24 protein-coding genes are annotated in these 23,814 nt (G+C 54.1%); 6 read left to right on the forward strand and 18 right to left on the reverse strand.

Features of this window, described 5'->3' with window-relative positions; all coding sequences use genetic code 11:
- Positions 1-65 precede the first annotated feature (65 nt).
- On the reverse strand, positions 66-659 hold the full coding sequence (locus tag ABF287_RS00080; RefSeq protein ID WP_347182988.1) for a TetR/AcrR family transcriptional regulator: 594 nt from the start codon (positions 657-659) through the stop codon (positions 66-68).
- Between the two features lie 95 nt (positions 660-754).
- Between ABF287_RS00080 and ABF287_RS00085 the strand changes: the two genes are divergently transcribed.
- Complete coding sequence (locus ABF287_RS00085; protein ID WP_347182989.1) at positions 755-1,255, forward strand: anthrone oxygenase family protein; 501 nt, start codon at positions 755-757, stop codon at positions 1,253-1,255.
- A gap of 106 nt (positions 1,256-1,361) precedes the next feature.
- Here ABF287_RS00085 and pheT read toward each other — a convergent pair whose 3' ends face one another.
- The 9 genes from pheT to pyk all read right to left on the reverse strand — a co-directional run bounded on the left by pheT (position 1,362) and on the right by pyk (position 9,700).
- Positions 1,362-3,755: a phenylalanine--tRNA ligase subunit beta gene (gene pheT / locus ABF287_RS00090; protein ID WP_347182990.1), complete on the reverse strand. Its 2,394-nt coding sequence runs from the start codon at positions 3,753-3,755 to the stop codon at positions 1,362-1,364.
- A gap of 48 nt (positions 3,756-3,803) precedes the next feature.
- Positions 3,804-4,235, reverse strand: a complete 432-nt coding sequence (locus tag ABF287_RS00095) for an ASCH domain-containing protein (RefSeq protein WP_347182991.1) — start codon at positions 4,233-4,235, stop codon at positions 3,804-3,806.
- Between the two features lie 105 nt (positions 4,236-4,340).
- Positions 4,341-5,411 (reverse strand): phenylalanine--tRNA ligase subunit alpha, encoded by a 1,071-nt coding sequence (gene pheS, locus ABF287_RS00100; RefSeq protein WP_347182992.1) that lies wholly within the window; start codon positions 5,409-5,411, stop codon positions 4,341-4,343.
- Between the two features lie 70 nt (positions 5,412-5,481).
- The gene (locus tag ABF287_RS00105) at positions 5,482-6,741 is read right to left on the reverse strand and encodes an RNA polymerase sigma factor (protein WP_347182993.1); all 1,260 of its coding nucleotides are present in this window, start codon (positions 6,739-6,741) and stop codon (positions 5,482-5,484) included.
- 5 nt (positions 6,742-6,746) lie between these two features.
- Positions 6,747-7,097 (reverse strand): YciI family protein, encoded by a 351-nt coding sequence (locus ABF287_RS00110; protein WP_347182994.1) that lies wholly within the window; start codon positions 7,095-7,097, stop codon positions 6,747-6,749.
- A 159-nt stretch (positions 7,098-7,256) separates the two neighbouring features.
- A complete protein-coding gene (rplT, locus tag ABF287_RS00115; protein ID WP_215944369.1) occupies positions 7,257-7,622 on the reverse strand; it encodes a 50S ribosomal protein L20 in 366 nt (121 codons plus the stop codon).
- Positions 7,623-7,637: 15 nt separating this feature from the next.
- Entirely contained in the window at positions 7,638-7,838 is a 201-nt protein-coding gene (gene rpmI, locus ABF287_RS00120) for a 50S ribosomal protein L35 (protein ID WP_085850426.1), read from the reverse strand.
- A 137-nt stretch (positions 7,839-7,975) separates the two neighbouring features.
- Entirely contained in the window at positions 7,976-8,197 is a 222-nt protein-coding gene (locus ABF287_RS00125) for a hypothetical protein (RefSeq protein ID WP_347182995.1), read from the reverse strand.
- 57 nt (positions 8,198-8,254) lie between these two features.
- Entirely contained in the window at positions 8,255-9,700 is a 1,446-nt protein-coding gene (gene pyk, locus ABF287_RS00130) for a pyruvate kinase (protein ID WP_347182996.1), read from the reverse strand.
- Between the two features lie 135 nt (positions 9,701-9,835).
- Between pyk and ABF287_RS00135 the strand changes: the two genes are divergently transcribed.
- Both ABF287_RS00135 and ABF287_RS00140 read left to right on the forward strand, forming a co-directional pair.
- Entirely contained in the window at positions 9,836-10,609 is a 774-nt protein-coding gene (locus tag ABF287_RS00135; RefSeq protein WP_347182997.1) for an N-formylglutamate amidohydrolase, read from the forward strand.
- 11 nt (positions 10,610-10,620) lie between these two features.
- Positions 10,621-10,941, forward strand: a complete 321-nt coding sequence (locus ABF287_RS00140) for a DUF1244 domain-containing protein (protein ID WP_347182998.1) — start codon at positions 10,621-10,623, stop codon at positions 10,939-10,941.
- Positions 10,942-11,029: 88 nt separating this feature from the next.
- Here the strand turns inward: ABF287_RS00140 and ABF287_RS00145 are convergent, their stop codons facing one another.
- Genes ABF287_RS00145 through dgcN form a run of 3 tightly spaced genes read right to left on the reverse strand, consistent with a single transcriptional unit; the run spans position 11,030 to position 13,931 of the window.
- Positions 11,030-11,890 (reverse strand): D-amino-acid transaminase, encoded by an 861-nt coding sequence (locus ABF287_RS00145; RefSeq protein ID WP_347182999.1) that lies wholly within the window; start codon positions 11,888-11,890, stop codon positions 11,030-11,032.
- A gap of 21 nt (positions 11,891-11,911) precedes the next feature.
- Positions 11,912-12,877, reverse strand: a complete 966-nt coding sequence (dgcA, locus tag ABF287_RS00150) for an N-acetyl-D-Glu racemase DgcA (protein ID WP_347183000.1) — start codon at positions 12,875-12,877, stop codon at positions 11,912-11,914.
- Between the two features lie 34 nt (positions 12,878-12,911).
- Positions 12,912-13,931, reverse strand: coding sequence for an N-acetyltransferase DgcN (dgcN, locus tag ABF287_RS00155; RefSeq protein ID WP_347183001.1), 1,020 nt, complete (start codon positions 13,929-13,931; stop codon positions 12,912-12,914).
- A gap of 306 nt (positions 13,932-14,237) precedes the next feature.
- Here dgcN and ABF287_RS00160 point away from each other — a divergent pair, with 306 nt between their 5' ends.
- Positions 14,238-15,197: an L-malyl-CoA/beta-methylmalyl-CoA lyase gene (locus ABF287_RS00160; RefSeq protein WP_347183002.1), complete on the forward strand. Its 960-nt coding sequence runs from the start codon at positions 14,238-14,240 to the stop codon at positions 15,195-15,197.
- Positions 15,198-15,640: 443 nt separating this feature from the next.
- Positions 15,641-16,603, forward strand: coding sequence for an acetyl-CoA carboxylase carboxyltransferase subunit alpha (locus tag ABF287_RS00165; protein ID WP_347183003.1), 963 nt, complete (start codon positions 15,641-15,643; stop codon positions 16,601-16,603).
- A gap of 84 nt (positions 16,604-16,687) precedes the next feature.
- Here the strand turns inward: ABF287_RS00165 and ABF287_RS00170 are convergent, their stop codons facing one another.
- From ABF287_RS00170 to ABF287_RS00180, 3 genes are read right to left on the reverse strand one after another with little or no spacing between them, the layout of a single operon-like run.
- Positions 16,688-17,446, reverse strand: a complete 759-nt coding sequence (locus ABF287_RS00170; RefSeq protein ID WP_347183004.1) for a 1-acyl-sn-glycerol-3-phosphate acyltransferase — start codon at positions 17,444-17,446, stop codon at positions 16,688-16,690.
- Positions 17,446-18,342: an FtsX-like permease family protein gene (locus ABF287_RS00175; RefSeq protein WP_347183005.1), complete on the reverse strand. Its 897-nt coding sequence runs from the start codon at positions 18,340-18,342 to the stop codon at positions 17,446-17,448. Before ABF287_RS00175 ends, ABF287_RS00170 begins: the two co-directional genes overlap by 1 nt.
- Entirely contained in the window at positions 18,342-19,013 is a 672-nt protein-coding gene (locus tag ABF287_RS00180) for an ATP-binding cassette domain-containing protein (protein ID WP_347183006.1), read from the reverse strand. The genes ABF287_RS00175 and ABF287_RS00180 overlap by 1 nt, the downstream gene beginning before the upstream one ends.
- 156 nt (positions 19,014-19,169) lie before the next feature.
- Between ABF287_RS00180 and ABF287_RS00185 the strand changes: the two genes are divergently transcribed.
- On the forward strand, positions 19,170-19,982 hold the full coding sequence (locus ABF287_RS00185) for a zinc-ribbon domain-containing protein (protein ID WP_347183007.1): 813 nt from the start codon (positions 19,170-19,172) through the stop codon (positions 19,980-19,982).
- 12 nt (positions 19,983-19,994) lie between these two features.
- Here ABF287_RS00185 and ABF287_RS00190 read toward each other — a convergent pair whose 3' ends face one another.
- Positions 19,995-22,412, reverse strand: coding sequence for a DUF4175 family protein (locus tag ABF287_RS00190; protein WP_347183008.1), 2,418 nt, complete (start codon positions 22,410-22,412; stop codon positions 19,995-19,997).
- A 49-nt stretch (positions 22,413-22,461) separates the two neighbouring features.
- Positions 22,462-23,727: a diaminopimelate decarboxylase gene (gene lysA, locus ABF287_RS00195; RefSeq protein WP_347183009.1), complete on the reverse strand. Its 1,266-nt coding sequence runs from the start codon at positions 23,725-23,727 to the stop codon at positions 22,462-22,464.
- Positions 23,728-23,814: the final 87 nt, after the last annotated feature.

Below are 23,814 nucleotides of genomic sequence, written 5' to 3' on the forward strand. Positions count from 1 at the left end.
GTATCATTCGGGGACATCACCCATTCCTTTTGCAATCTCGAGACAAGGCGACTTTTGCACCGATATCACCCGACACTCAACACCTTAAGGAAGGCGGCAATCGCCGCGTTGCTACGGGCCTGTATTTGATCCTCGGGCAAAGCTGGCATGACGCCCAGAACCCGCCGAATTTGCGCATCGCCGATCAGCAACCCCAAGAACAGGTCGGCCTTGCTCATCCCCTGTGGCTTGACCTCAGTCTCGATATCCTCGATCACCGCCGCTATTTGAGGCTGAACGGCGTCGCGCCCCCCCTTTGCGATCGCTGCGCCCAGTTCGCCAGACGGGTCAGAGGCCGCAGCCCGATTGAGCAAAATCGCGCGCTCCCCCAAGAGCATGCTTAGTAAGACAGGCGCGATGGTGCGCAACGCATCTATCGGACTGCCACCAGACGACATCTCAGCCTCAAGCATGGTTTTCACTTCGGCGGCATTGTCGCGCACCATCGCTTCAAACAGACCCCGCTTGTCGCCGTACCAGCGATACAGCGTTTCGTTCGACGCTTTCGCGGCCTTTGCGATGCTCAGCATCGATGTCCCGTCATAGCCTTTTTCAGCCAAAAGTGCGTATGCGGCCTGTGTTATGGCGTCGTGACGCATTTGTCTTTTGTCGTCTCGCATTGCAGCTCTCCAAGAAAAATCTCTTGCAAAAAGGCGTACACATTATTACGGAATGTGTAAATACGTAATAATGTGTACGCTTTTGGGGATTCGAAATGAAACACCTCACACTTTCCCTCATGACGCTTTCATTGGTTCTGAGTGCAGCCATCTTTGGCTTTTTCTACGCTTGGGTCTGTTCGACGATGTGGGGTCTAGATGACACCGACGCGCGCGTGGCGATCCAAGCCATGCAAGCGATGAACGGATCGGTTCGAAACATGGTCTTTGCACCCGCATTCTTCGGAACACCGCTCTGCTTGGCCGCGACAGCAGCCCTGCTTTTAAAGCAAAAGCACAGATCAGCAGGCGTATTCTTCGCGATCAGTGCCCTCACCTACCTATGCGGCGGATTGATTTTAACGATGTCGATCAATGTCCCGATGAATGAAGCCCTTGGCGCAGTCACTGTGCCCACGGATCTCGCACAAGCTCAAATCATTTGGGGCGAATACTCTCCAAAGTGGCAGTTTTGGAACCAGTTCCGCACCGTGGTCTCTGGCTTGTCTTTCGTGCTTGCTCTCATGGGAGTGATGCAATTTTCCAAGCAACGCTAGCACTTATGCGCCCATCAATCGGCATCGCCCGCTAAAAACCACCCCGTATAAGAAAGGGCGCAGGTAAAACCCGCGCCCTTTTGCAATGTCACAATTTCAAACGGGATCACCCGCGCAAAACAGCCTTTGTGGCTTTTTCAACCTTGGCGACGATTTTCGCAGACACCTCTTCGATGTCTTTGTCCTTCAGCGTCTCTTTGGCTGGCTGCAAACGCACCGTGATCGCCAAAGATTTCTTGTCTTCGCCAAGGCTGCCACCGATGAATTCATCAAAAACGCGCACGTCTTCGATCAAGTTTTTATCGGCACCAAAGGCCGCATTCACAACAGCCAAGGCCGCAACATCTTTGTCGACAACAAAGGCAAAGTCGCGTTCGACAGCTTGCAGATCATTGGTAAAGAACGCAGGGCGCGCAGCCTTGCCGCCCCGTGGGAACGGTGGCTGCTCAAGGAAGACTGTGAACGCCACAGCTGGGCCTTTGACGCCCATTTCTTTGAGCGTTTTCGGGTGCACTTCACCGAATTGCGCCATGATTTTCTTTGGACCAAGACCGATTTTACCAGAGCGACCTGGGTGGAACCAGCTTGGTGTATCACGCAAGATTTGCACTTTGGCAGGCGCGCCGATTGAGGACAAAATAGCCTCAGCATCGGCTTTCGCGTCAAACACATCCACATCGCGGCGCGCGCCGTGTACGTCTTTCGGACCCGTTGCGCCCACAAGCAAGCCACCGATTTGAACATGCTGTTCACCAGGTTCGCCACCGTGGAAAGCCGCGCCCACTTCGAACAGGGCCAGATCGTTAAACCCACGCGCTTGGTTGCGTGATGCCGCTTGCAACAAACCCACCAAAAGATCAGGGCGCATGTGGCTCATTTCAGATGAAATCGGGTTTTCCAGCTTCACAGCATCGCTGCCGCCATCAAACAGTTTTGCGGATGCCTCGTCGACGAAAGAATAGGTCACGCATTCGTTGTACCCCAAAGCCGCCGCCGTGTGCCGCGCCATGCTTTCGCGCACTTGCATCGGTGTTTGGATTTGCTTGGCGATACCCACAGGGCGCGCCAGTGGTTTTGGTTCAAGTTGCGTCAACGACTCAACACGCGCGACCTCTTCGACCAAATCGGCAGCGCCCAAAACGTCAGGGCGCCAAGACGGCACCTGCGCCATATCGCCGTCCATGACAAAACCGAGGGCTTCCAAAGTGGCGATCTGTTTTTCGGGCAGAATTTCCATGCCCACAAGGCTTTGCACGCGATCTGTGTCGAGCTTGTAAGCGCGTGACACGTCGGGCACTTCACCGGCTACAGTCACCTCGGACGCCTCACCACCACACAGATCAAGGATCATTTGTGTCGCGTCTTCCATGGCTTGCATGTTGTAGGCTGGATCAATACCGCGCTCGTTGCGGTAGCGCGCGTCAGAATTGATTTTCAGCGCACGGCCGCCAATCGCAATCGCGATGGTGTCCCAAAACGCCGCCTCCAAAAACACGTCCGTGGTCTCGTCGGTGCAGCCTGTTTCCAAACCGCCCATGATGCCTGCGATGCTTTCGACTTTGCCGCCCGATGAAATCACCGTCACGCCCTCAGGGATCGTGTAGGTTTTCTCGTCCAAGGCCACCAATTCTTCGCCACCTTTTGAGGTGTGAATGGTCAAGCCTCCATCAACTTTACCCGCGTCAAACACGTGCAAAGGACGGTTTTGATCGTAGGTGAAGAAGTTCGTGATATCCACGAGCGTAGAAATCGGGCGCAAGCCGATGGCTTTCAAACGGTCTTGCAACCATGCAGGCGATGGTCCGTTCGTGACGCCTTTGATCAAGCGTCCTGCGAAAACTTTGCAGCTGTCCTGCGCGCTCGCGTCAATGGTCACGGAAATCGGATTGGCAAAGCTGCCAGCCACTTTCGCCTCTTTCAAAGGCTTCAATGTACCCAAACCACGTGCGGCCAAATCACGAGCCACACCGCGCACGCCCAAAGCGTCGGGGCGGTTTGGCGTGATGGCGATTTCGATCACAGGGTCGACTTTGGCGGGATCTGTTTCGGCCAGATAATCAGCAAAAGACTGGCCAACTGTGCCACTTGGCAGCTCGATAATGCCGTTGTGTTCATCCGACAATTCCAGCTCTTTTTCCGACGCCATCATGCCGAACGATTCAACGCCACGGATTTTGCCAACAGAAATCGTGATGTCCAAACCCGGAATGTAAGTCCCCGGCTTGGCCAGAACCACAGTGATGCCTTCGCGGGCATTCGGCGCGCCACAAACGATCTGCGTCTCACCCGCGCCCGCTTGCACTTTACACACGCGCAATTTGTCGGCGTCTGGGTGCTGTTCCGCATGGGTGATTTTCGCGATTTCAAAGTCTTTGAACACGTCCATCGGGTTCTCGACGCCTTCCACCTCAAGACCGAGATCGGTCAAGGCGTATAGGATGTCGTCCAGTGACGCGTCCGTGTCCAAGTGCTCTTTGAGCCAAGAAACTGTGAATTTCATATCGTCTTCTCCTATGCCCGCCTCATGCGGGGGGATCGCTTGCGGCGCTTAACGGACGCCCAAGTCCTCAACCAGTTCGAATGTTTCAAATACCAAAAGCGTGTCGCGGTCGAGCTTGCCTTGTGTGCCGAATTTCTTGGTCATGCGTTTGCGCCAACCTTCGATGTCTTGGTCTTCGCCCTCTTTGAGCGCCATCGCAGGCGTCACGTTGCGAAACTTGACGCGTTCGACTTCGAGCGTTCGCACGATCAAGGCGGGGTTGCCATCCCAATCAGCGACGATGTCGACACGGCCAGCCACTGGCAGCGCGCCTTGATCGTTTTCAAATTCGGACCACGGCATGCATGTCGCGGTTTTCTTGCCCACAGCGACCAATTCATTGAGCTGCTCACAGCGCGTACGGTTGTTCGCAAGCTGAAACATCCCCGCGCCGGGGTAAGTGACCTGAAGGTCTTCCATGGAGTCGTTTTGGTCAGTCATTTTGTTCTCCGATGTCGGATTTACCGACAATCAAATCTGTGTCTGGATGCGCAATCAGCCAAACGTTATTTGAAACTTCCTCAGCAGCAAAAACTTACTTTTTCATCACCCGTTAATCCCCCCAGCCAGCGTTGGCACGCTGAGCGGATTAAAGCCGTAGTGTTTCAGCCAGCGCAGATCGGAATCAAAGAACGCACGCAGGTCGGGGATGCCGTATTTCAGCATGGCCAAACGGTCGATGCCGATGCCAAACGCAAAGCCTTGCCATTCCTCAGGGTCGATGCCGCCGGCTTTCAACACATTCGGGTGCACCATGCCGGAGCCCAAAACTTCAAGCCAGTCATCGCCTTCGCCCACTTTCACGGTGCCATTGTCCCACTTGCACTGGATGTCCACTTCGGCGGAAGGCTCAGTGAATGGAAAGTGTGACGCGCGGAAACGGGTTTTGACTTCTGTGCCAAAGAAGGCGGTGAAGAATTCTTCCAGCACCCATTTGAGATTCGCCATAGACACGTCTTTGCCGATGCACAGACCTTCGACTTGGTGGAACATCGGTGTGTGGGTTTGGTCGTAGTCACAGCGGTACACGCGGCCCGGTGCGATGATGCTGATCGGCGCGCCTTGATCGAGCAACGTACGGATTTGAACCGGTGACGTGTGCGTACGCAACACATGCGGTGGGCGATCATCATTCTCGTCGCGGTGCATGTAGAACGTGTCATGCTCTTGGCGTGCGGGGTGATGCGGCGGGATGTTGAGCGCATCGAAATTGTGCCAATCATCTTCGACCTGCGGGCCTTCGGCGACAGCGAAACCTAGATCGGCAAAGATGGCGTAGATTTCCTCAGAAACCCGACTGATAGGATGGATCGAGCCTTGGCGCGCAGGGCGTGACGGCAGGGTCACATCCAGCCACTCTTCGGACAGGCGCTTGTCCAAAGCGACGTCTTCAAGCGCGACTTTTTTGGCGGCAAGTGCTGCATTGATCTCGTCTTTCAACGCGTTCAATTTCGGGCCCGCCACTTGGCGTTCGTCCGGCGTCATCTTGCCCAGCTCGCGCATTTTCAAGGACACTTCGCCCTTTTTGCCCACGGCTTTCAGACGGATGTCTTCGAGTGTCGCCTCGTCACCAGCCTCGTTGATGGCGGTGAGGTATTTGTTTTTCAGATCATCCATGTCGGCACCTTTATCTAACTTGCCCACGTGCTAACGCGACAGGTGCCAAAGCGCAAGTAAACAGGCGCATTCAGGTGTTTTGAAGTGCATCCAAACGCAGCTGTAAAAACCGCGCTTGGGCTTTGGACGGGGACAGATCAATGGCGCGCTGATAACTGAGGGCAGCATCACCTGCGCGCCCCATACGGGCCAAAAGATCGGCGCGGCAGGTGTGATAGGGTTGATAGGCGGCCAGCTTGGGATCTTGCGCCACGCGATCTAACAACGCCAAGCCCGCATCAGGGGTCTGGGCATAGGACAAAGCCACCGCTTGATTGACTGTAAGAATCGGGTTGGGCGCGCGCGATTGCAGCACTTCATAAAGCGCTACGATTTGCGGCCAATCGGTGTCATCGAATACAGAGGCTTGGGCATGCAGCGCACTGATCGCGGCTTGGATAGCATAGGGACCAGCGGGGCCTTTGGACAAGGACGCCTCGACCAATGCCAGCCCTTCGGTGATTTTCGCGCGATCCCAACGGGCGCGATTTTGCGCCTCAAGCGGAACAAAATCGCCATGCGCATCCACACGGGCAAACCGCCGACTGTCACTGAGCAGCATCAAGGCCAGCAGGCCCTTGGTCTCGGCATGTTCGGGCAGCAAAACACATAGAATACGCCCCAATCGAATGGCCTCACCCACCAAATCCGCCCGCGTTAGATCGCCGTTTGAGGCATGCGCGCCCTCGTTGAAAATCAAATAGATCACCCGCAGAACAGCCTCTGTGCGGGGCACGATGTCTTCAGGTTCAGGTAGCTTGAAGGCGATCCCCGCCGCAGAGAGCTTCTTTTTGGCGCGAGTAAGTCGCGCGGCCATGGCGTCGGTTTTGTCGAGAAACGCTTTGGCGATATGTTCTGTGGACAGCCCGCCCAAAGCGCGCAGGGTCAAAGCCACGCGTGACTTTTGATCCAGCGCAGGATGGCAACAGGTGTAGATCAATTCGAGACGCTGGTCGGGAATGGTGCCGATGTCGATATCCTCGTTTTCGTGTTGCACCTCTAACCAATGGGCCAGCTCGTCTTCTTTTTGCGTCATGGTTTTTTGACGCCGCAACCGGTCCAGCGCTTTGCGGCGCGCAACGGCAATCAACCAAGCGGCGGCGCTGTTTGGCATGCCCTTTTCGGGCCACGTTTGTAGAGCTGAGACAACCGCATCTTGCAAGCTGTCTTCGGCCAAAGTGTAATCGCCGATTGAGGCAGTCAAGGCGGCCAGAATGCGCCCCCAGTCTTCGCGGATCAGTCGCGCAATATGCGCGGCGCTATCATTGAGTTGAGAGACTGGAGGCGGCATAGGCGTTAGTCGAAAATCATGACAGGGCGCACTTCGATGCGACCATGCTCTGCCGTTGGGATCATCGCGGCGCATTTCAAAGCGTCATCAAGATCGTCACATTCAAGCAGATAGTAACCACCAAGCTGTTCTTTGGTTTCAGCAAAAGGACCGTCGACGATTTCAGTTTTGCCATCACGCACAGACACGGTCGTGGCCGTGGCAACAGGATTGAGTGCATCCCCCGCGACAAGCTTACCCGCATCTTTCATGGTTTTCGTGAAAGTCATATAGGCCTGCATGTAACCGCCGAATTCCTCTGTTCCGGGTTGTGGACCTTTGCCCTCTTGGCTGTAGATAAGACACATATACTGCATTGTTCATTCCTCTCATGGGTTCTGAAAGACCTTTGCCTTTCTGACTATAAGACGGATGAGCCAAACGGAAATCGACAAAGTTGGAAAAATAAACAAAGAAAAACCGCGAGGCTCAGATGAGGCCCGCGGCTTTAAAGAGTTTGTTAAGCTGTAACGCGCTTATGCAGCGAGAGCAGCTTGTGCTTTTTCAACGATCGCTGTGAAAGCTTCTGGTTCGTGAACAGCCAAGTCAGCAAGGACTTTGCGGTCAACTTCGATACCAGCCAATGACAAACCATTGATGAATTTTGAGTATGTCAAAGCTTCATCATGTGCACGTACCGCAGCGTTGATACGCTGGATCCACAAAGCGCGGAAGTTGCGCTTGCGGTTTTTGCGGTCGCGAGTTGCGTATTGGTTCGCCTTGTCAACAGCCTGTGTAGCTGTACGGAACAAGCGTGAACGCGCGCCGTAGTAGCCTTTTGCAGCTTTGATGACTTTTTTGTGACGAGCGTGAGTGACTGTACCACCTTTAACACGGGACATATGCTGAGCCTCCTATTAGCGGTTGTACGGCATGTACGACTTAACGATTTTCGCATCAGGTGCGGAAAGCGTCGTCGTGCCACGAGCGTTACGTAGAAATTTGTTTGAACGTTTGATCATGCCGTGGCGTTTGCCAGCTTGACCTGCCATGACTTTACCAGTCGCGGACATTTTAAAGCGCTTCTTAGCGCCAGACTTCGTCTTCATCTTAGGCATTTCCATCTCCTTATTCGAGTGTTCGGATGGTTAAACGCGCGACTCGGCATGCCAGATCGCCGGACGCGCACCATGAAGTGGCTCAACTAACGTGGAGTCTAAGACTTGGCAATAGAGAAAAGTAGAAATAGGGCGTTTTAGAAAAAACGCCCTATAACGCGAGTCACTGTGCGTGGAATTTCTTCGAAAGTATAGACGCCTGGATTCTTCATAATGACCCAAGCGACCATACCGGAACCAAGTGTGATGAGCGCAATTGCCAAAAACGGAAACCGATTTTCAGAGAATGCAGAGATCCAGGTTGGCAAAGCGATAAGCAGCGCCAACAAACCTACAACGATAACTATATCTGCATTCATATCCAGCTCCACTCATACACACACGCGGTAGCAACAATTAAATAAGGAAGACTTACCTTACTCTGGATCTGTGTTAAAAATCAACCTTTCGTCACATGGCGCAACACGCAAGATGTTTGTAGATCCGGGTACGTTGAACGGAACACCCGCAGTCACAACGATATTGTCCGCTTCAGTCGCAAAGCCGCAAGTGCGTGCCGCACGTGCCGCATTGACCACAGCCGTCTTGAATCGACCGACTTCGCCTGTCACCACACAATGCATACCCCAGTAGAGACATAGCTTGCGCGCTGTACCAGGCCGTGATGTCATCGCAACGATTGGTACATGAGGGCGTTCGCGTGCTGTCAAAGCCGCAGTCGTGCCGCTTTCAGAGTAACACACAATCGCTTTGACGTCGGTTGTTTCAGCAATTTCGCGGGCAGCAGAAACGATCGCATCCGCAATTGTTTCTTTGCGCCCAGCGCGTGAGGCATCCATAACATCGCGGTAAACAGGGTCGTTTTCGACCTCGATCGCCACGTTGTTCATTGTTGTCACCGCCTCGATCGGAAAATCACCCGCAGCAGATTCGGCAGACAACATGATCGCATCCGCACCTTCATAGATCGCGGTCGCAACGTCGGAGACCTCAGCACGTGTCGGCATTGGGCTTTCGATCATAGATTCGAGCATCTGCGTCGCAACGATGACAGGTTTCGCAGCTGCGCGACATTTACGAACAAGGCGCTTTTGGATTGGCGGCACAGCGTGCACAGGCAGTTCAACACCCAAATCACCACGCGCAACCATGATGCCGTCAGACACTTTGAGAATCTCGTCAAAGTCTTTAACCGCAGACGGTTTTTCAATTTTGGACAGAACGAAAGCACGACCTTTGGCAAGCTCTCTGGCCTGAATCACATCTTCAGGGCGCTGTACGAATGACAACGCGAGCCAATCGACACCAAGGTCACATACGAACTCAAGGTCTTTGAGATCTTTTTCGGACAAAGCGGCCAAAGGCAAAACAACGTCAGGTACGTTCACGCCTTTACGGTTTGAAATTGTGCCGCCGACAGTCACCACACAGTTGGCAAAATCTTTGCCGCAATCTTCGACCTGCAAACGAATCTTACCGTCGTTCACCAAAAGATTGGAGCCAACTTCAAGGGCTGCAAAGATTTCAGGGTGTGGCAGTTGCACGCGAGTCATGTCGCCATCTGCGTCATCCAGATCGAGACGGAACTTTGCGCCAACCTCAAGATCGTAGGAATCTTCGGCGAATTTGCCAACACGCAGTTTTGGGCCCTGAAGGTCAGCCAAAATTGCAATCGGGCGACCCAAGTCTTTTTCAACTTTGCGGATCATCGCGTGGCGTTCGCGAATTTCACCATGTTCACCATGGCTCATATTCAAGCGGAAAACGTTTGCGCCAGCTTCAGTCAGCGAGCGGATCATTTCATATGTGTCAGATGCGGGGCCCAAAGTGGCCACGATCTTTACGTTGCGAAGGCGTCTCATAGTTGCCTTACATCCTTTTATTATTTCAATTCGCGGTGGGCCGTCCTCTATATGCCGCAAAGCTGCGTGCGGCACAACTGGCCCTTTGAGAACAAAGGTCGTATTAGAGGCATGACACCACTTCATGACGGAAAAATGACTGATTATTCACCTTTTGAGCAATATGGAACCACACGCACAGGGCGTTGGCTGGTCACATGCGATCATGCGACCAATTTCATTCCTGACGAATTTGAGACGGATTTGGGCCTGCCCCACGCCGACATAAGCCGCCACATCGCCTATGATGTGGGCACGTTTGGCGTGTCTTTGGAACTTGCACGCCTGCTAGACAGCCCCGCGGTCATCGCCAATTTTTCACGTTTGATCATCGATCCAAACCGCGGTGAAAACGACCCGACGCTGGTGCGAAAGCTATATGACGGCACGATCATTCCAGCCAACAGATATGCTGACGACGCCGAAGTCACGCGTCGCATTGAAACCTACTATCGCCCCTATCACGACGCCTATGAGGCGCTCGCCTCCAAGCGCAAGGACACCGTCGTTTGCGCTTTGCACAGCTTTACACCGCAGTTGAATGGCGCGCACAAGCGTCCTTGGCAAATCGGCATCCTGTCAGCCGCCGACAAGCGTTTGACGGATCCGCTTATTGCTGCCCTTAAAGCCTCGCCCGCTCTGCAAAAAGAGGCGGCATTGCTTGGTGAGCCCCTGTGCATCGGCGATAACGAGCCTTATGTGGGACAGTTCCCAGATGACGCGATTGAAGCCCATGCTATCAAACAAGGGCGATTGAACGTGTTGATTGAGTTGCGGTCTGATTTGATCGAAACCGAAGCAACGCAAAAACACTGGGCGGCCCTGCTGGCACCTATTTTGGCCCAAACCCTAACTGACAACGACCTATAAAAGAGAGCGCTATGGACGACCAAACCCGTATTGAAATTGAAGCCGCAGCGTTTCGCACCCTGCGCGATCACTTGATGAACAAACGCACTGACGTGCAAAACATCGACATGATGAACCTCGCTGGCTTTTGCCGCAACTGCCTGTCTCGGTGGTACCAAGAAGCGGCCAACGCGCGCGGCATTGAAATGACCAAGGACGAGGCGCGCGAGATCTATTACGGCATGCCAATGTCCGAATGGAAAGCCAACTATCAAACAGAGGCGGCCCCAGACCAACAGGACGCATTTAAGAAGTCGTTTGAAGCCAACGTTGGCCCGCTCGATAAATCGTAGTCACCTCAAAGCTGCACAGCATACAAAAGGCCCGCTATATTGGCGGGCCTTTTCAATTGGCAGATAGAAATGAGACAGATAAAGGCGCTTAAATCGCGGCTTTGATCATTTCTTCTGTGTAAATTTCGCGCAGGCGTTTTGAGATATCGCCCGGCACACCTGCGCCGATTTGCGCACCGTCGATTTCGATCACTGGCTGAGCGAAACCAGTGGCAGATGTCACAAAGGCTTCATCAGCGTTCTGTGCTTCTTCGATGGTGAACAGACGCTCTTCGACTTTCATTTGTGCCTCACCCGCAAAGCGCAAGATCGCAGCGCGGGTGATCCCGTGCAAAATGTCATTGCTCAGCTGACGCGTGATGATCACGCCGTCTTTGACGATGTATGCGTTGTTTGCTGTGCCTTCAGTCACAAACCCATCTTCAACCAACCAAGCATCTTGGCAGCCTTGCTTCTTGGCCTGCATTTTGGCGAATGACGGGTACAACAGCTGCGTGGTTTTAATGTCGCGACGGCCCCAACGCTCGTCTGCGATGGAAATCACTTTGATGCCTTCGTCCATCACCTTGCTGTCGACCATCGGCTTCTCGAATGTGAACAACACGATGCCGCCTGGCACTTCTTCGGGATCAGGCCATGCAAAATCACGTGCCGCAGGTGCACCGCGGGTGATCTGCAAATAGACGCCGCCTTCGTCGAGGTTGTTTTTCTCAATCAGATCACGATGAATTTGCAAAAGCTCATCCATGGTCACTGGGGCCACCATTTCGAGTTCAGACAAGGAGCGCTGCAAACGTGTTGCGTGACCATCAAAGTCGATGATCTTGCCACCAATGATCGACGTCACTTCATACACGGCATCCGCCATCAAGAACCCACGATCAAAAACAGACACTTTCGCCTCTGCTGCTGGAACAAATTCTCCGTTGACGTAAACGATCTGGCTCATGGCGGTCTCCTTATAGTGGGTCTATCCCCAAAGCGCCGATACGGGCGGATGCACCCCTTCGGCGTCATATTGCAATGCGTTATCACGGTCTTCGGCCAGAAGAAGCGGGCCGTCAAGGTCTGTTACGCGCGCACCCTGTGCCAAAATCACCGCAGGCGCCATCGCAAGCGACGTTCCCACCATACAACCCACCATGATACCGAAGCCCTCGGCCTGCGCTTGCAGACGCAGATCGAGAGCTTCAGTGAGCCCGCCAGTCTTATCGAGCTTGATATTAATCATATCATATTTGCCCTTGAGACTGCCGAGGCTAGCGCGGTCATGACAGGATTCGTCGGCACAGACCGGAAGGGGTCGTTCCATCTCGGCCAACATGTCATCCTGTCCCGCTGGCAACGGCTGTTCGACAAGATCGACGCCCATCCGCACCAAATGTGGCGCAAGATCTGCATAGACCTCCGCGCTCCATCCTTCATTGGCATCGACGATGATGCGCGATTTCGGCGCGCCGCGACGCACCGCTTCCAATCGCGCCATATCATCCGGCGTGCCAAGTTTAATTTTCAACAGCGGCCGATGCGCGTTTTTCGCTGCCGCCGCTTCCATACTGTCTGGCGTGCCCAACGACAGGGTATAAGCCGTCAAACACGGCTTTGGCGCAGGCATGTCCAGCATCTTCCAAACGGGTTTACCCGCCTGCTTGGCTTCCAAATCCCAGAGCGCACAATCGACCGCATTGCGCGCAGCACCGGGCTTCATAACCTCTTGCAAAGTGGCGCGTGTGATGTCCGCTGGCAAAGCTTCGATCTGTGCTGTCACGCTGTCCAAGCTTTCACCGTAGCGCGCATAGGGCACGCATTCACCCCAACCCTGATGATCGCCCGACGTGGCTTTGACCGTGATCACCTTTGCCTCTGTGCGTGACCCACGCGAAATGACAAAGGCTTCTGCAAGGCGAAAAGCCTCAGAGGTCACGGTGAGAGTCATGCTATTTCCTCGGATTAGGGTCTAATTTGCGCGCTTATGCTGCGACGGTTTCGTCCAATTTCACCAATGCGTCAACCAAACGGTCAGCCCCTTGGCGGAATGGATCAACAGCGGGCAGGCCCATTTCCGCTTCAACAGATGCAAGGTATGTCAAAGCCTCGGCTTCGGACAAATGCTGGGTGTTGACGGAAATTCCAACCACTTCGCAGGCAGGGTTAGCCACGCGCGCGAGTGGCAATGCCGTGTCGCGCAAAGCTTGCAATGTTGGCAAATCATAGCCCGGCAAACCACGCATATGTTCGCGCGTTGGCTCATGGCACAGGATCAACGCATCCGGCTGACCACCGTGCACAAGCGCCATGGTCACGCCAGAGTAAGACACGTGGAACAAGCTGCCCTGCCCCTCGATCAGATCCCAGTGATCTGCGTCGTTATCGGGTGAAATGTATTCAACAGCGCCCGCCATGAAGTCCGCCACAACAGCGTCCAAAGGCACGCCGTCACCCGTGATCAAAATGCCAGTCTGGCCAGTCGCACGGAAAGACGATTTCAAACCACGTTTGCGCATAGAGGCATCCATCGCCAAGGCTGTGTACATTTTGCCCACAGAGCAATCCGTACCAACCGCCAAGCAGCGTTTGCCCGTGCGTTTCACACCTGTCGCAATCGGGTAGTCCACTGAGGGCACACGCACGTCATGCAGCTCACGGCCGCAAGCCTTCGCAACAGCGACCAAATCTTCTTCCTCTGTCAAAAGATTGTGCAGGCCTGAGGCCAGATCAAAGCCCTCTTCCAGTGCTGCAATCAGCACCTTTTTCCAAGCTTGCGAAATCACACCACCACGGTTGGCCACGCCAATCACCAATGTTTTGGCACCGGCCGCCTTGGCCTCAACCAATGACATATCCGTCAATCCCATGTCGGCTTTACAGCCTTCCATGCGCAACTGCCCAACGGCAAACTCAGGACGCCAATCTTTGATGCCTTGGGCAACTTTGGCAGCAAGCGAATCTGGTGCATCGCCGAGGAACAAAAGGTACGGTGTTTGGATCATGACAGCTCTCCAGTTGGATTTACGTCATATTACCTGCCCTTTCATGGAATGTGCTTTCATTCTTGCGTGCAGATGCAGCGCAAATGGGAGTATATATTCATTTTTGCGGAGAAAACGCGCATTTATCCCACCGTATCGCACAGAGTGTGAAATCAAGACGCAGTTCATATCGTGATTCTGCGACAGATCTCCCGCCGATTCGACGGCCATTTTGCTGCGTTTGCAAAATGATGCTTGAGAATTGGTGCGCAATATAATACCAATGCGGGCAACTTCTTAATAATATAATTGCCAACAGGAATCGTCATGTCCTTTCGTCTGCAACCCACACCACCCGCGCGCCCCAATCGTTGCCAGCTGTTCGGACCTGGTTCGAACACAAAGCTATTTCCTAAAATGGCGGCCTCTGCGGCGGATGTGATCAATCTTGATCTAGAAGACAGTGTCGCGCCATCAGACAAAGACATCGCGCGCGCGAATATTATTGAGGCGATCAACACGATTGACTGGGGCAACAAAGTCCTTGCTGTGCGGATCAATTCACTCGACACGCCCTATTGGTACCGCGATGTGGTCGATTTGCTGGAACAAGCAGGTGAGCGTCTTGATCAAATCATGATCCCCAAAGTGGGCTGCGCCGAAGATGTCTATGCCGTTGACGCGCTGGTCACGGCCATCGAACACGCCAAGGGTCGCAGCAAACGCATTTCGTTCGAGGTGATTATCGAATCTGCTGCGGGCATTGCCCATGTGGAAGACATCGCCAAAAGCTCACCCCGTCTTGAAGCCATGAGCCTAGGTGCGGCTGATTTTGCCGCCTCAATGGGCATGCAAACAACAGGCATCGGCGGCACGCAAGACAACTACTATATGCTGCACGGCGAGACACGCCATTATTCCGACCCGTGGCATTGGGCCCAAACGGCCATTGTTGCGGCCTGTCGCACCCATGGCATTCTGCCAGTCGATGGGCCTTTTGGTGACTTTTCCGATGATGAAGGCTACCGCGCCCAAGCGCGTCGGTCGGCCACCTTGGGCATGGTCGGCAAATGGGCGATCCACCCCAAGCAAATCGCACTGGCCAACGAGGTCTTCACCCCGTCTGAAAGTGCCGTACTTGAGGCCCGCGAAATCTTGGCCGCGATGGAGGTCGCCAAGGCCAATGGCGAGGGGGCAACCGTTTACAAAGGTCGTCTGGTCGATATCGCATCGATCAAACAAGCAGAAGTAATCGTTGCACAATCAGAATTGATCGCTAACGTATAGCCACTCCGTTCAGGAGGAGGAGCCTGAATGTTGAGGACGACGCCTCGAGATGTTTTTCTCGAGGCGTTTTTGATTCCATAACCTTATGATTTTATAATATTATTCCAAAGACGCGTGGATCAATGTGACCAAATCGCTTGGCGTGATGTGTTGTGGACCATTGGCACAAACCTCAAAAAATGGCGAATCACGCGGTATTTCGCCCGATTCGGGCCTCAACTTGCCCAACAAATAGGCGCAGGCCTTCACCCATCCAAAATATTACCCCCGATCCGGCAGCCCCGCCAACAGACCGCCTGCGCGTTCTAAATCTTTCAACAGGGCATTCCTTTCTTTGCTACGCGCTTGATTTGGCCTAAAGCACATTCACAAATCTTGCTAAGTTGCACCTGCTGAAAAAAATCGCCATATACGGTGATAGGTGTCCCGTATCGGAGTGTAATATGACCCACTATCTCGAATTCGAAAAACCGCTTGCGGAAATCGAAGGCAAAGCTGAAGAGCTGCGCGCAATGGCGCGAGCCAACGAAGATATGGATGTTGAAAAAGAGGCTCTGGCCCTAGACGACAAAGCTGCGGCGATGTTGATCGATATGTACAAGACCTTGTCCCCGTGGCGCAAATGTCAGGTGGCCCGTCACCCAAACCGCCCACATTGTGCCGAATACATCGAAGCGCTGTTCACAGAATACACGCCGCTCGCAGGTGACCGGAACTTTGCAGACGATCACGCGATTATGGGCGGCCTTGCACGTTTCAACGACCAACCTGTGATGGTGATCGGCCATGAAAAAGGCAACGACACCAAATCACGCATCGAACGCAATTTCGGCATGGCGCGCCCTGAAGGGTACCGCAAAGCCATCCGCTTGATGGAACTCGCCGACAAATTTGGCATTCCTGTGATTGCTTTGGTCGACACCCCCGGTGCCTACCCCGGCAAAGGTGCGGAAGAACGCGGCCAATCCGAAGCCATCGCGCGCTCCACGCAAAAATGTCTGCAACTGTCCGTGCCATTGATCGCTGTGATCATCGGCGAAGGCGGTTCTGGTGGTGCGGTTGCTTTTGCTGCGGCCAACAAAGTCGCAATGTTGGAACACTCCATTTATTCCGTCATCACACCTGAAGGCTGTGCCTCCATTCTTTGGAAAGACGCTGGCAAAATGCGCGAAGCTGCGGAAGCGATGCGTTTGACCGCCCAAGAGCTGAAAGAACTGGCTGTGATCGATCAGATCATTCCGGAACCACAAGGTGGTGCACAACGTGACCGCGACGCAGCCATTGCATCTGTTGGTAAAGCGATCACTGGCATGCTGGCGCCCCTGTCAAAAGAAACACCTGAAGCGTTGATCAAAGCGCGTCGCGAGAAATTCTTGAATATCGGCTCAAAAGGACTGGCTGCGTAAGCGCCTCTCCTCTTCGATTGCTCACAAAAAATGGCCGCGCTTTGCGGCCATTTTCTATTGGAATGATCAAATGCACAGAGGTGACTAGGTTTCCAAAGTCGGCAACTTATCTGCAGGCACATCAAAACCCGCGTCTGCCATAAGGCGGTTCGAGGCGGTTTCCACAGATGTTTCGAGGTCGTTCATAAACACCTTCAAGCCTCGGCCGGCCTCGATCCGCGGCAAAAATTCTACGACAGCTGTGCCACGGCCACGGTAAATGCCTTGGCGTTTCCAAAACACACCCACATTGGTCGCAGCAGGCACGCAATCTTGCCCTGTTTCCTTGTAGAGCACCCCAGTGCCCACCTTGTAATCCATTTTCACACCCGGTGCGACGCGCGTACCTTGCGGGAAAATGATCAACTGACCAGGCGATGTATGTCCGGCTTTGACATCCGCGACCATTTTCTTGATCGCCTGTCCCTTTTTGCCGCGATCCACACCGATACAGCCGCAACGCTCTGCGTAAAAACTGACAATCGGCATTTTTTCCAAAGACTTCTTCATGATGAACTTTGGCCGAGGCAACGCGGAAACGATTAGAATGATGTCAAAAAAGCTTTGGTGCTTGGACGCCACGATCACCTCATCAGTGGGCACTTCGCCGCGCACTTCAGACTTCAATCCGCAAATCACATGCGCGCTGATACGCACCCAAGTGCACCACGCATGAATCGCGTGAAAGGCATATTTCCGATCAAATGCCGCAAGCGGGGTAAAGATCAGACCAATGATGGCCATCGCCACATACATTTGAATAATAAAGAGAAGGGATAGGATCCACTGGATCGGATAGGGCATTACATCAGCCTTTTTAAAGTTTGTTTCGCAGCCATGCGTGTCGCCACATAAGCAACACCAGCAGCAATTGGTGGAATGACACAGGGCCAAAGCCATTCAGAGCCTTGAAATCCGAGCCCCGTCAGAAATCCACCTTCGGTTTGTGCACTTGGTAACACTGCGACAGCCAGCATGCCAATGACAACACCCAATGCGGCCCCCACAAATCCGCGCATCGTAAACTGACGCACGAATGCGGACGCGATGAACGTGTCTTTTGCCCCAACCAGACGCAGCACTTGGATCACCTTGCCATTGGCCGCAAGCGCCGCATTGGCCGCAAGCGTGATCATCGCACCGGTGATGCCCGCGATCAAAATCAAGCTCACGACGCCCAAAAAGCGCAACCTGCTGGCCGCGCTCAGCAATGGACGACGCCACCGTGTGTGATCATCCAAAACCGCACCGGGAGCCTCCCCGGCCAATCGCAGTCGCAACCCGTCCGCATCAAAGCCCTCAGACGTTTCGGTCACATCGATCAAAACAGGCAACGGCAGGTTTTCAATCGGCAAAGAAGGCCCAAGCCATGGCGCCAGCAATGCGCGCTCTTCCTCAAGGCTGAGGACACGTGCCTCGCGCACGCCCGGCGTGGTCGTAAGCACCGCCATAGCAGCTTTCGTTTGAGCCTCGATTTGATCGACAGGCGCCGATATGCGCACTGTCGAAGACTGCGCCAATGCGCCGCCCCATTTGTCCGCCAAACGCCCCGTCGCCAATGACAGCGTCATGGCGAAGACCGCCAAAAAAGCCATCGCCGCAGCGGTTAAAATCGTCAACTGTGCGGTAAAACCAGTGGGCGGCACGATGCGATCTTGGACCGCGTTGTCCCGTTTCAAAACAGAAGAAAACACCGACATCACAGGTCCACCTCCGCTTGCTGAATGCGCCGATTGGCAATGCGCAACAGGCGCGTTTGAACTTGCGATTTCGCTTGTCGAATCAGGTGCATATCATGCGTGGCAATGATCACCGTTTTTCCCATTTTGTTCAGCTCAATCAACAATTGCAGCAACCGCAGCGACATGTCCCAATCGACGTTCCCAGTGGGTTCATCCGCGATGATCACATCCGGCGACATGATAACAGCGCGCGCCAAGGCCACGCGTTGACGTTCCCCGCCCGACAGCTCGGCAGGCAATGCGTCCATACGCTGTGACAAGCCAACCCATGTCATCAACTCGTTCAAATCGGTGCTGTTGCTTTGCTTGTCGGACACCGACAAAGGCAATGTCACATTCTCAGCGACACTTAGGTGATCCAAAAACTGACAATCTTGGTGCACAACGCCAATTTTGCGGCGCAGCTCTGCCACTTGGTCACGCGACATGTTGCGGGTGTCATGGCCCAGCAGGTGAACTTGGCCCGCAGTGGCGCGCAATTCGCTGTAGCACATCTTAAGAAACGTCGTTTTCCCTGCGCCAGATGGGCCGGTCAAAAAGTGAAATGAGCCAGGCGCCAATGACAAAGAAATTTCCGTCAAAAGGTCCTGACCGCCGTATCCATACGCAACATTTTTAAACTCGATCACACGCGGCCCCTATCCTTCGCTCGCGACAGTTTTGCCTCACCGCTCCGCACCTTGCAATCCAACGGCTGCATAATTTATGGACAATCGAACGTCCTGCGTTCACAATTCATCAAAACAAAGCGGTTACACCACACGATATGTGTAACAGAGGAATTTATGCGGCTCACTTGTCCAAACTGCAGTGCTCAATACGAAGTTGATGCGAACGTCATTCCGGATGACGGACGTGATGTACAGTGTTCGAATTGCGGCAATACGTGGTTTCAAAATGCTGTAGATCCCGCCGCGAAACCTGTTGCGCCCGTGCCTGTCGCTGATGTGCCTTCAGGTGACAACGCTGCCGAAGGTGCGGCAACCGACAATGCAGAACCATTGCCTGAAGCAGATGGCGATGATGCTCAAACCGCAGACAAGTCTGCCCCTGTACAACGCTCCAGCGTCACAGACAGCGTTCGCGATATCTTGCAAGCTGAGGTGGCGTTTGATCAAGGATTACGCGCGGCCGAGGCGGGTGGCTTGGAAACCCAAACCGATCTGGGCGCAGATGACGCGTCTGTGGCCGCCAAGCAAGATTCGTCATCTCAGCCAAGTGCAGCAGACCCCACGCCAAAGCCCGATGCGGCCAAATCTAATGACACTGCGCCTGACGTAGACGGGAACGACGAGGCGCTCGAGGAGCCAACAGAGCGCAGAACATACAGCGCAGCATTTGGCAGAGAAGTCCGACGCGCCCGTGCGCGCCGAAAAGCATTCACCATAGGCTTTATGCTGCTTGTCGTGATCACAGTGGTTTCAATTGCGCTTTATGCCCTCGCCCCAATCTTGGTCCAAAAGGTACCAGAACTGGAAGGCGCAATGACGAAATTTTTAGAAGTGGCGAATGCCCTGCGGGTATGGCTTGATGCCATCTTTGCGTCGATCATTGAGCGCATCGGTATTTTGATGTCGCAATTTAGTGGCGATGCCTAAACTACGCCGCTGTTAAAACCGATCAAGCAGACGATTTAGGTACTCAAGCTCCTCATCAGCACGTTCTCTTTGCGCAGAACGTCGACGGATTTCATTCATAAGCTCTTCGGCCTGCTTGCGAACAGATAGCTGATCTTCCAGCCCGTCCTGCCCTAAATTGCCAGCACCCTGACCGTCGTCACTTCGGCCAAGCGGATCTTGGCCCTCTGCGGTTCCAGACTGTGCTTGAGAGCCCTCGGAATTCTCATCTTGTGATTGCCCAGACAGTTCTTCGCCGAGACTTTTCAATCCCTTGCGCAAAGCATCCATGGCGCGCGCTTGGTTGTCGAGCGCACCAGCAAAGTCATTGTTACGCAAATCCTTCTCTGCCTCTTCCATCGACCGCTCTGCGCGTTCAAGTTCTGACGCCGCATCCCCGTCTTGGCTGGGGGCAGAGCGTGGCAAACCGTCCTGTTCGCGTTGCAACTGATCGCGCAAGGCTTGTTGTCGATCCGCCAACAGGCCGTCCGCACCCTCTGGCGCGTCGGCGTCCTCATTCGGTTGCGTGCCAAATTGGTTTTGCAGATCGGAAAATGTCTGGTCATTCAGTTCTTGCTGCTCGCGCAACATGTCTTGCAGCCCTTCCATTGCATCGCCACCTGCACCCTGTCCTCTGGTCACTTGCATGTTTTCAAGCAGCGCATTGAGCATATCCATAAGCTGTTGTGCCTCGGCCATACGGCCTTGCTCCATCAACTCTTGGATACGATCCATCAGCTTTTGCAATTGATCTGCTGAAATGTCTTCTGTGTCGCCAGCCGTGCTATCGCTCTGATCTTGGTCCTGCTGTTCAGCGCGCTGACGAATGTAGTCTCGTGTGGCCTCGCGCAACTCTTGCATAAGTTTCGCGATCTCTTCTGGTGTCGCCCCGTCTCGCATCGCCTGCGACAAGCGCTCTTGCGCGCGCCGAAGTCGCTCGAGCGCCTCGGACAATTCACCATCTTCCAACTCCACCGCGATGTCCCACAGTGTGTTCGTCACGCTGTCCCACACCTCGCCGGACATGTCAGACCCGCGCACTTCGATCAAACCCGCCACGGACCTAAGCCGCAAAAACAGCGCCTGATCGCCGCCGTATTCTTCATCTTGCGCATAGCTGATCGCACGCAAAACCTGCGCCGATCTTTGTGCGTTCATACGACTCCAAAGCAATTCGCGCCGCACATCAATTAAAGCCGCAGCAAGTGGGTCGAAAAACTTACGCCCAGGTAAAATGGCTTGGCTTTGCGCCACGGTGCTCTTTTGCCCAACTGTGTCCCATGCCGTCAAATTCACACGTACGGGCAAGCCAGAAAACGGGTGGCGCGACAGGTTTTCAACCACCATGCCTTCTACATTTTGACGATCCCGCGCACGTGGCAGAGTGATTGCAATGCTCAAATCATCACGTGGCTCTGGCTCTGTTTGATAACCGTATTGCGAGACAACAGCATCGCGATCCAACGAGATGTCCAGCAGCGACCGCGCAACACCAAAATCATCTGAAACGCGGTAGGATTGGCGCAATTCGCCAGATGCGGCGCGCGTCATCTCACCCAGCAATTCGGCGGTTGGCGCACTGTCGGGCAACAGCGCCACGTCCCAAATGCGACCCGTTGAACCGCTGATTTTGATCTCTCCATCGCGCTCAAGCTTGAACCCCTGCGCCAAATCTGCGTCAGACGTCGCAGTATCAGAGACCGATTGAGAAAGCGTCAAATCCGTGCCGTCGCCATACAGGCGAATGGTCACTTTGGACTCTTTAGGTGCCGTAAAAGCCGCAGGCAAATCAGCGAGATATAGCGTCGGCTTGCCCGTATGCGCAGGGGGTTCAATCCACCCTTCCCACGCGGGGCCGGCAACGATCTCATCTGTGATATTCCCAGACCCAGACCCCAATTGCGGCGCATCAGCTCCAAACAAAAAGGCCATGATCAAACTGGTCACTGCGATCAAGCGCAGCGCATAAGGATCACGTTTTGACAGGCGCACATTGGGCGCAATCGCCCGAGCGGCCATCGCCTGAACCGCCATACGGGCTTGGTGTGCACGCCACACTTCTTGGGTTTCGGCGTCACCCTGCCCCGTTGCGTTCAAATCATTGAGCGCTTGAAGGGGCCTGTTGGGTAGGGAGGCATCAACGCGGGATTGCGCCTCGTCCCAAGTGGGCAAGCGAAACCGCAAAGCGCCCATCACGAACGCCACGCCCAAGGCAACAAGCGCAATCCACACCAAAACGGGCGAAATGGAAAATGCGCCAAACAAATAGCCGGTGATAGCGAGGCAAATCAGAACGCCGAACCAAAGAAACGCCTGCACGAAACGCTCAAGGCAAAGCCCCACAAACGTGAGCCCCACCGTGCGTTTGATGTGGCGCGCAAGGCTGCGCGCAGCTGAGGTATCTTTGTTCATCGTGTCTTGCCCGAACGCGCTCGGCTAACGGGTCAAAACGATCCGCTTCCTAGAGCCACTCAGGGATCGTATCGCGATTTATCATTTCCTCATAGGTCGGACGCGCACGAATGACAGCGAATTGATCACCATTCACCAAGACTTCGGGAATAAGAGGGCGCGAATTGTATTCAGACGCCATCACGGCGCCGTAAGCACCCGCAGAGCGGAACGCGACCAAATCGTCAGGCCCAAGAGGCGTCATCGCACGCGCTTTCGCAAAGGTATCACCGGTTTCACACACAGGACCAACAATGTCATAGGCTGCTTTTTCACTGCCAGCATCGGCTTCAACCACAGGAATGATATCGTGATGCGCCTCATACATTGAGGGGCGGATAAGATCGTTCATCGCCGCATCAATAATCAAGAAGTCACGGCCTTCGCCATGCTTGAGATAGATGACAGAGGACACCATCACGCCAGCGTTGCCTGAAATCAAACGACCTGGCTCAATCTCGATCTCGCAGCCCAAGTGACCCACAGTTTTGCGGATCACATCGCCGTATTCCATCGGCAAGGGCGGTGCCTCATTTGAACGCTGATAAGGAATGCCAAGCCCGCCACCCAAATCAAGGCGGCGAATGTTGATACCATCGCTGCGCAGAACTTCAGTCAATTCAGCGACTTTGGTAAAGGCCAGTTCAAACGGCGCAAGCTGCGTCAACTGCGAGCCAATGTGCACGTCGATGCCCGCGACATCGATGCCTTCCATTTTGGCCGCACGGGCATAAACTTCGCGCGCTGCTTTGATCGGAATGCCAAATTTGTTTTCGCTTTTGCCCGTCGCGATTTTCGCGTGGGTTTTGGCGTCAACATCGGGGTTCACGCGAATGGCAATCGGGGCTTTCACACCCATCGAGATCGCAACCTCGTTAAGTGCTTCCAGCTCTGGCTCTGATTCAACGTTGAATTGGCGAATGCCACCTGACAGGGCTGTGCGCATTTCTTCGCGGGTTTTGCCAACACCAGAAAAGACAATGCGTTCGCCCGGAACGCCAGCTGCGCGCGCTTTAAGGTATTCGCCCATCGACACAACATCGATGCCAGCGCCCAAGTCACCAATCAATTTGAGAACGGCAAGGTTGGAATTCGACTTCATCGCAAAACACACAAGATGATCCATCCCGTGCAGGGCCTCATCAAACAAGGTGAAATGGCGCGTCAACGTTGCCGTGGAATAGCAATAGAAAGGCGTCCCAACGGCTGCGGCAATATCGGTCAAAGCGACGTCTTCTGCGTGCAACACGCCATCGCGATAAATAAAGTGATCCATGAGCCATGCCTTTCAATCTAAGTTGCGCAGGAGATACTGGAATTCGCCGCACATGAAAAGAGTTGCTGTGCTTGCCCAAATACAAAA

It is taken from the genome of Pacificibacter sp., assembly GCF_039769035.1.
Taxonomy (GTDB): domain Bacteria; phylum Pseudomonadota; class Alphaproteobacteria; order Rhodobacterales; family Rhodobacteraceae; genus Celeribacter.

Excerpts from the sequence above, each read along its gene's own strand:
- ABF287_RS00135 (WP_347182997.1), top strand. The coding sequence starts at position 9,836 with ATGACTGATTATTCACCTTTTGAGCAATATGGAACCACACGCACAGGG.
- ABF287_RS00175 (WP_347183005.1), bottom strand. The coding sequence starts at position 18,342 with ATGTCGGTGTTTTCTTCTGTTTTGAAACGGGACAACGCGGTCCAAGAT.
- rpmI (WP_085850426.1), bottom strand. The coding sequence starts at position 7,838 with ATGCCTAAGATGAAGACGAAGTCTGGCGCTAAGAAGCGCTTTAAAATG.
- ABF287_RS00085 (WP_347182989.1), top strand. The coding sequence starts at position 755 with ATGAAACACCTCACACTTTCCCTCATGACGCTTTCATTGGTTCTGAGT.
- lysA (WP_347183009.1), bottom strand. The coding sequence starts at position 23,727 with ATGGATCACTTTATTTATCGCGATGGCGTGTTGCACGCAGAAGACGTC.
- dgcA (WP_347183000.1), bottom strand. The coding sequence starts at position 12,877 with ATGACTCTCACCGTGACCTCTGAGGCTTTTCGCCTTGCAGAAGCCTTT.
- ABF287_RS00170 (WP_347183004.1), bottom strand. The coding sequence starts at position 17,446 with ATGCCCTATCCGATCCAGTGGATCCTATCCCTTCTCTTTATTATTCAA.
- ABF287_RS00190 (WP_347183008.1), bottom strand. The coding sequence starts at position 22,412 with ATGAACAAAGATACCTCAGCTGCGCGCAGCCTTGCGCGCCACATCAAA.
- pyk (WP_347182996.1), bottom strand. The coding sequence starts at position 9,700 with ATGAGACGCCTTCGCAACGTAAAGATCGTGGCCACTTTGGGCCCCGCA.
- pheT (WP_347182990.1), bottom strand. The coding sequence starts at position 3,755 with ATGAAATTCACAGTTTCTTGGCTCAAAGAGCACTTGGACACGGACGCG.
- dgcN (WP_347183001.1), bottom strand. The coding sequence starts at position 13,931 with ATGATCCAAACACCGTACCTTTTGTTCCTCGGCGATGCACCAGATTCG.
- ABF287_RS00110 (WP_347182994.1), bottom strand. The coding sequence starts at position 7,097 with ATGCAGTATATGTGTCTTATCTACAGCCAAGAGGGCAAAGGTCCACAA.
- ABF287_RS00080 (WP_347182988.1), bottom strand. The coding sequence starts at position 659 with ATGCGAGACGACAAAAGACAAATGCGTCACGACGCCATAACACAGGCC.
- ABF287_RS00145 (WP_347182999.1), bottom strand. The coding sequence starts at position 11,890 with ATGAGCCAGATCGTTTACGTCAACGGAGAATTTGTTCCAGCAGCAGAG.
- pheS (WP_347182992.1), bottom strand. The coding sequence starts at position 5,411 with ATGGATGATCTGAAAAACAAATACCTCACCGCCATCAACGAGGCTGGT.
- ABF287_RS00095 (WP_347182991.1), bottom strand. The coding sequence starts at position 4,235 with ATGACTGACCAAAACGACTCCATGGAAGACCTTCAGGTCACTTACCCC.
- ABF287_RS00160 (WP_347183002.1), top strand. The coding sequence starts at position 14,238 with ATGTCCTTTCGTCTGCAACCCACACCACCCGCGCGCCCCAATCGTTGC.
- rplT (WP_215944369.1), bottom strand. The coding sequence starts at position 7,622 with ATGTCCCGTGTTAAAGGTGGTACAGTCACTCACGCTCGTCACAAAAAA.
- ABF287_RS00165 (WP_347183003.1), top strand. The coding sequence starts at position 15,641 with ATGACCCACTATCTCGAATTCGAAAAACCGCTTGCGGAAATCGAAGGC.
- ABF287_RS00125 (WP_347182995.1), bottom strand. The coding sequence starts at position 8,197 with ATGAATGCAGATATAGTTATCGTTGTAGGTTTGTTGGCGCTGCTTATC.
- ABF287_RS00140 (WP_347182998.1), top strand. The coding sequence starts at position 10,621 with ATGGACGACCAAACCCGTATTGAAATTGAAGCCGCAGCGTTTCGCACC.
- ABF287_RS00185 (WP_347183007.1), top strand. The coding sequence starts at position 19,170 with ATGCGGCTCACTTGTCCAAACTGCAGTGCTCAATACGAAGTTGATGCG.
- ABF287_RS00105 (WP_347182993.1), bottom strand. The coding sequence starts at position 6,741 with ATGCCGCCTCCAGTCTCTCAACTCAATGATAGCGCCGCGCATATTGCG.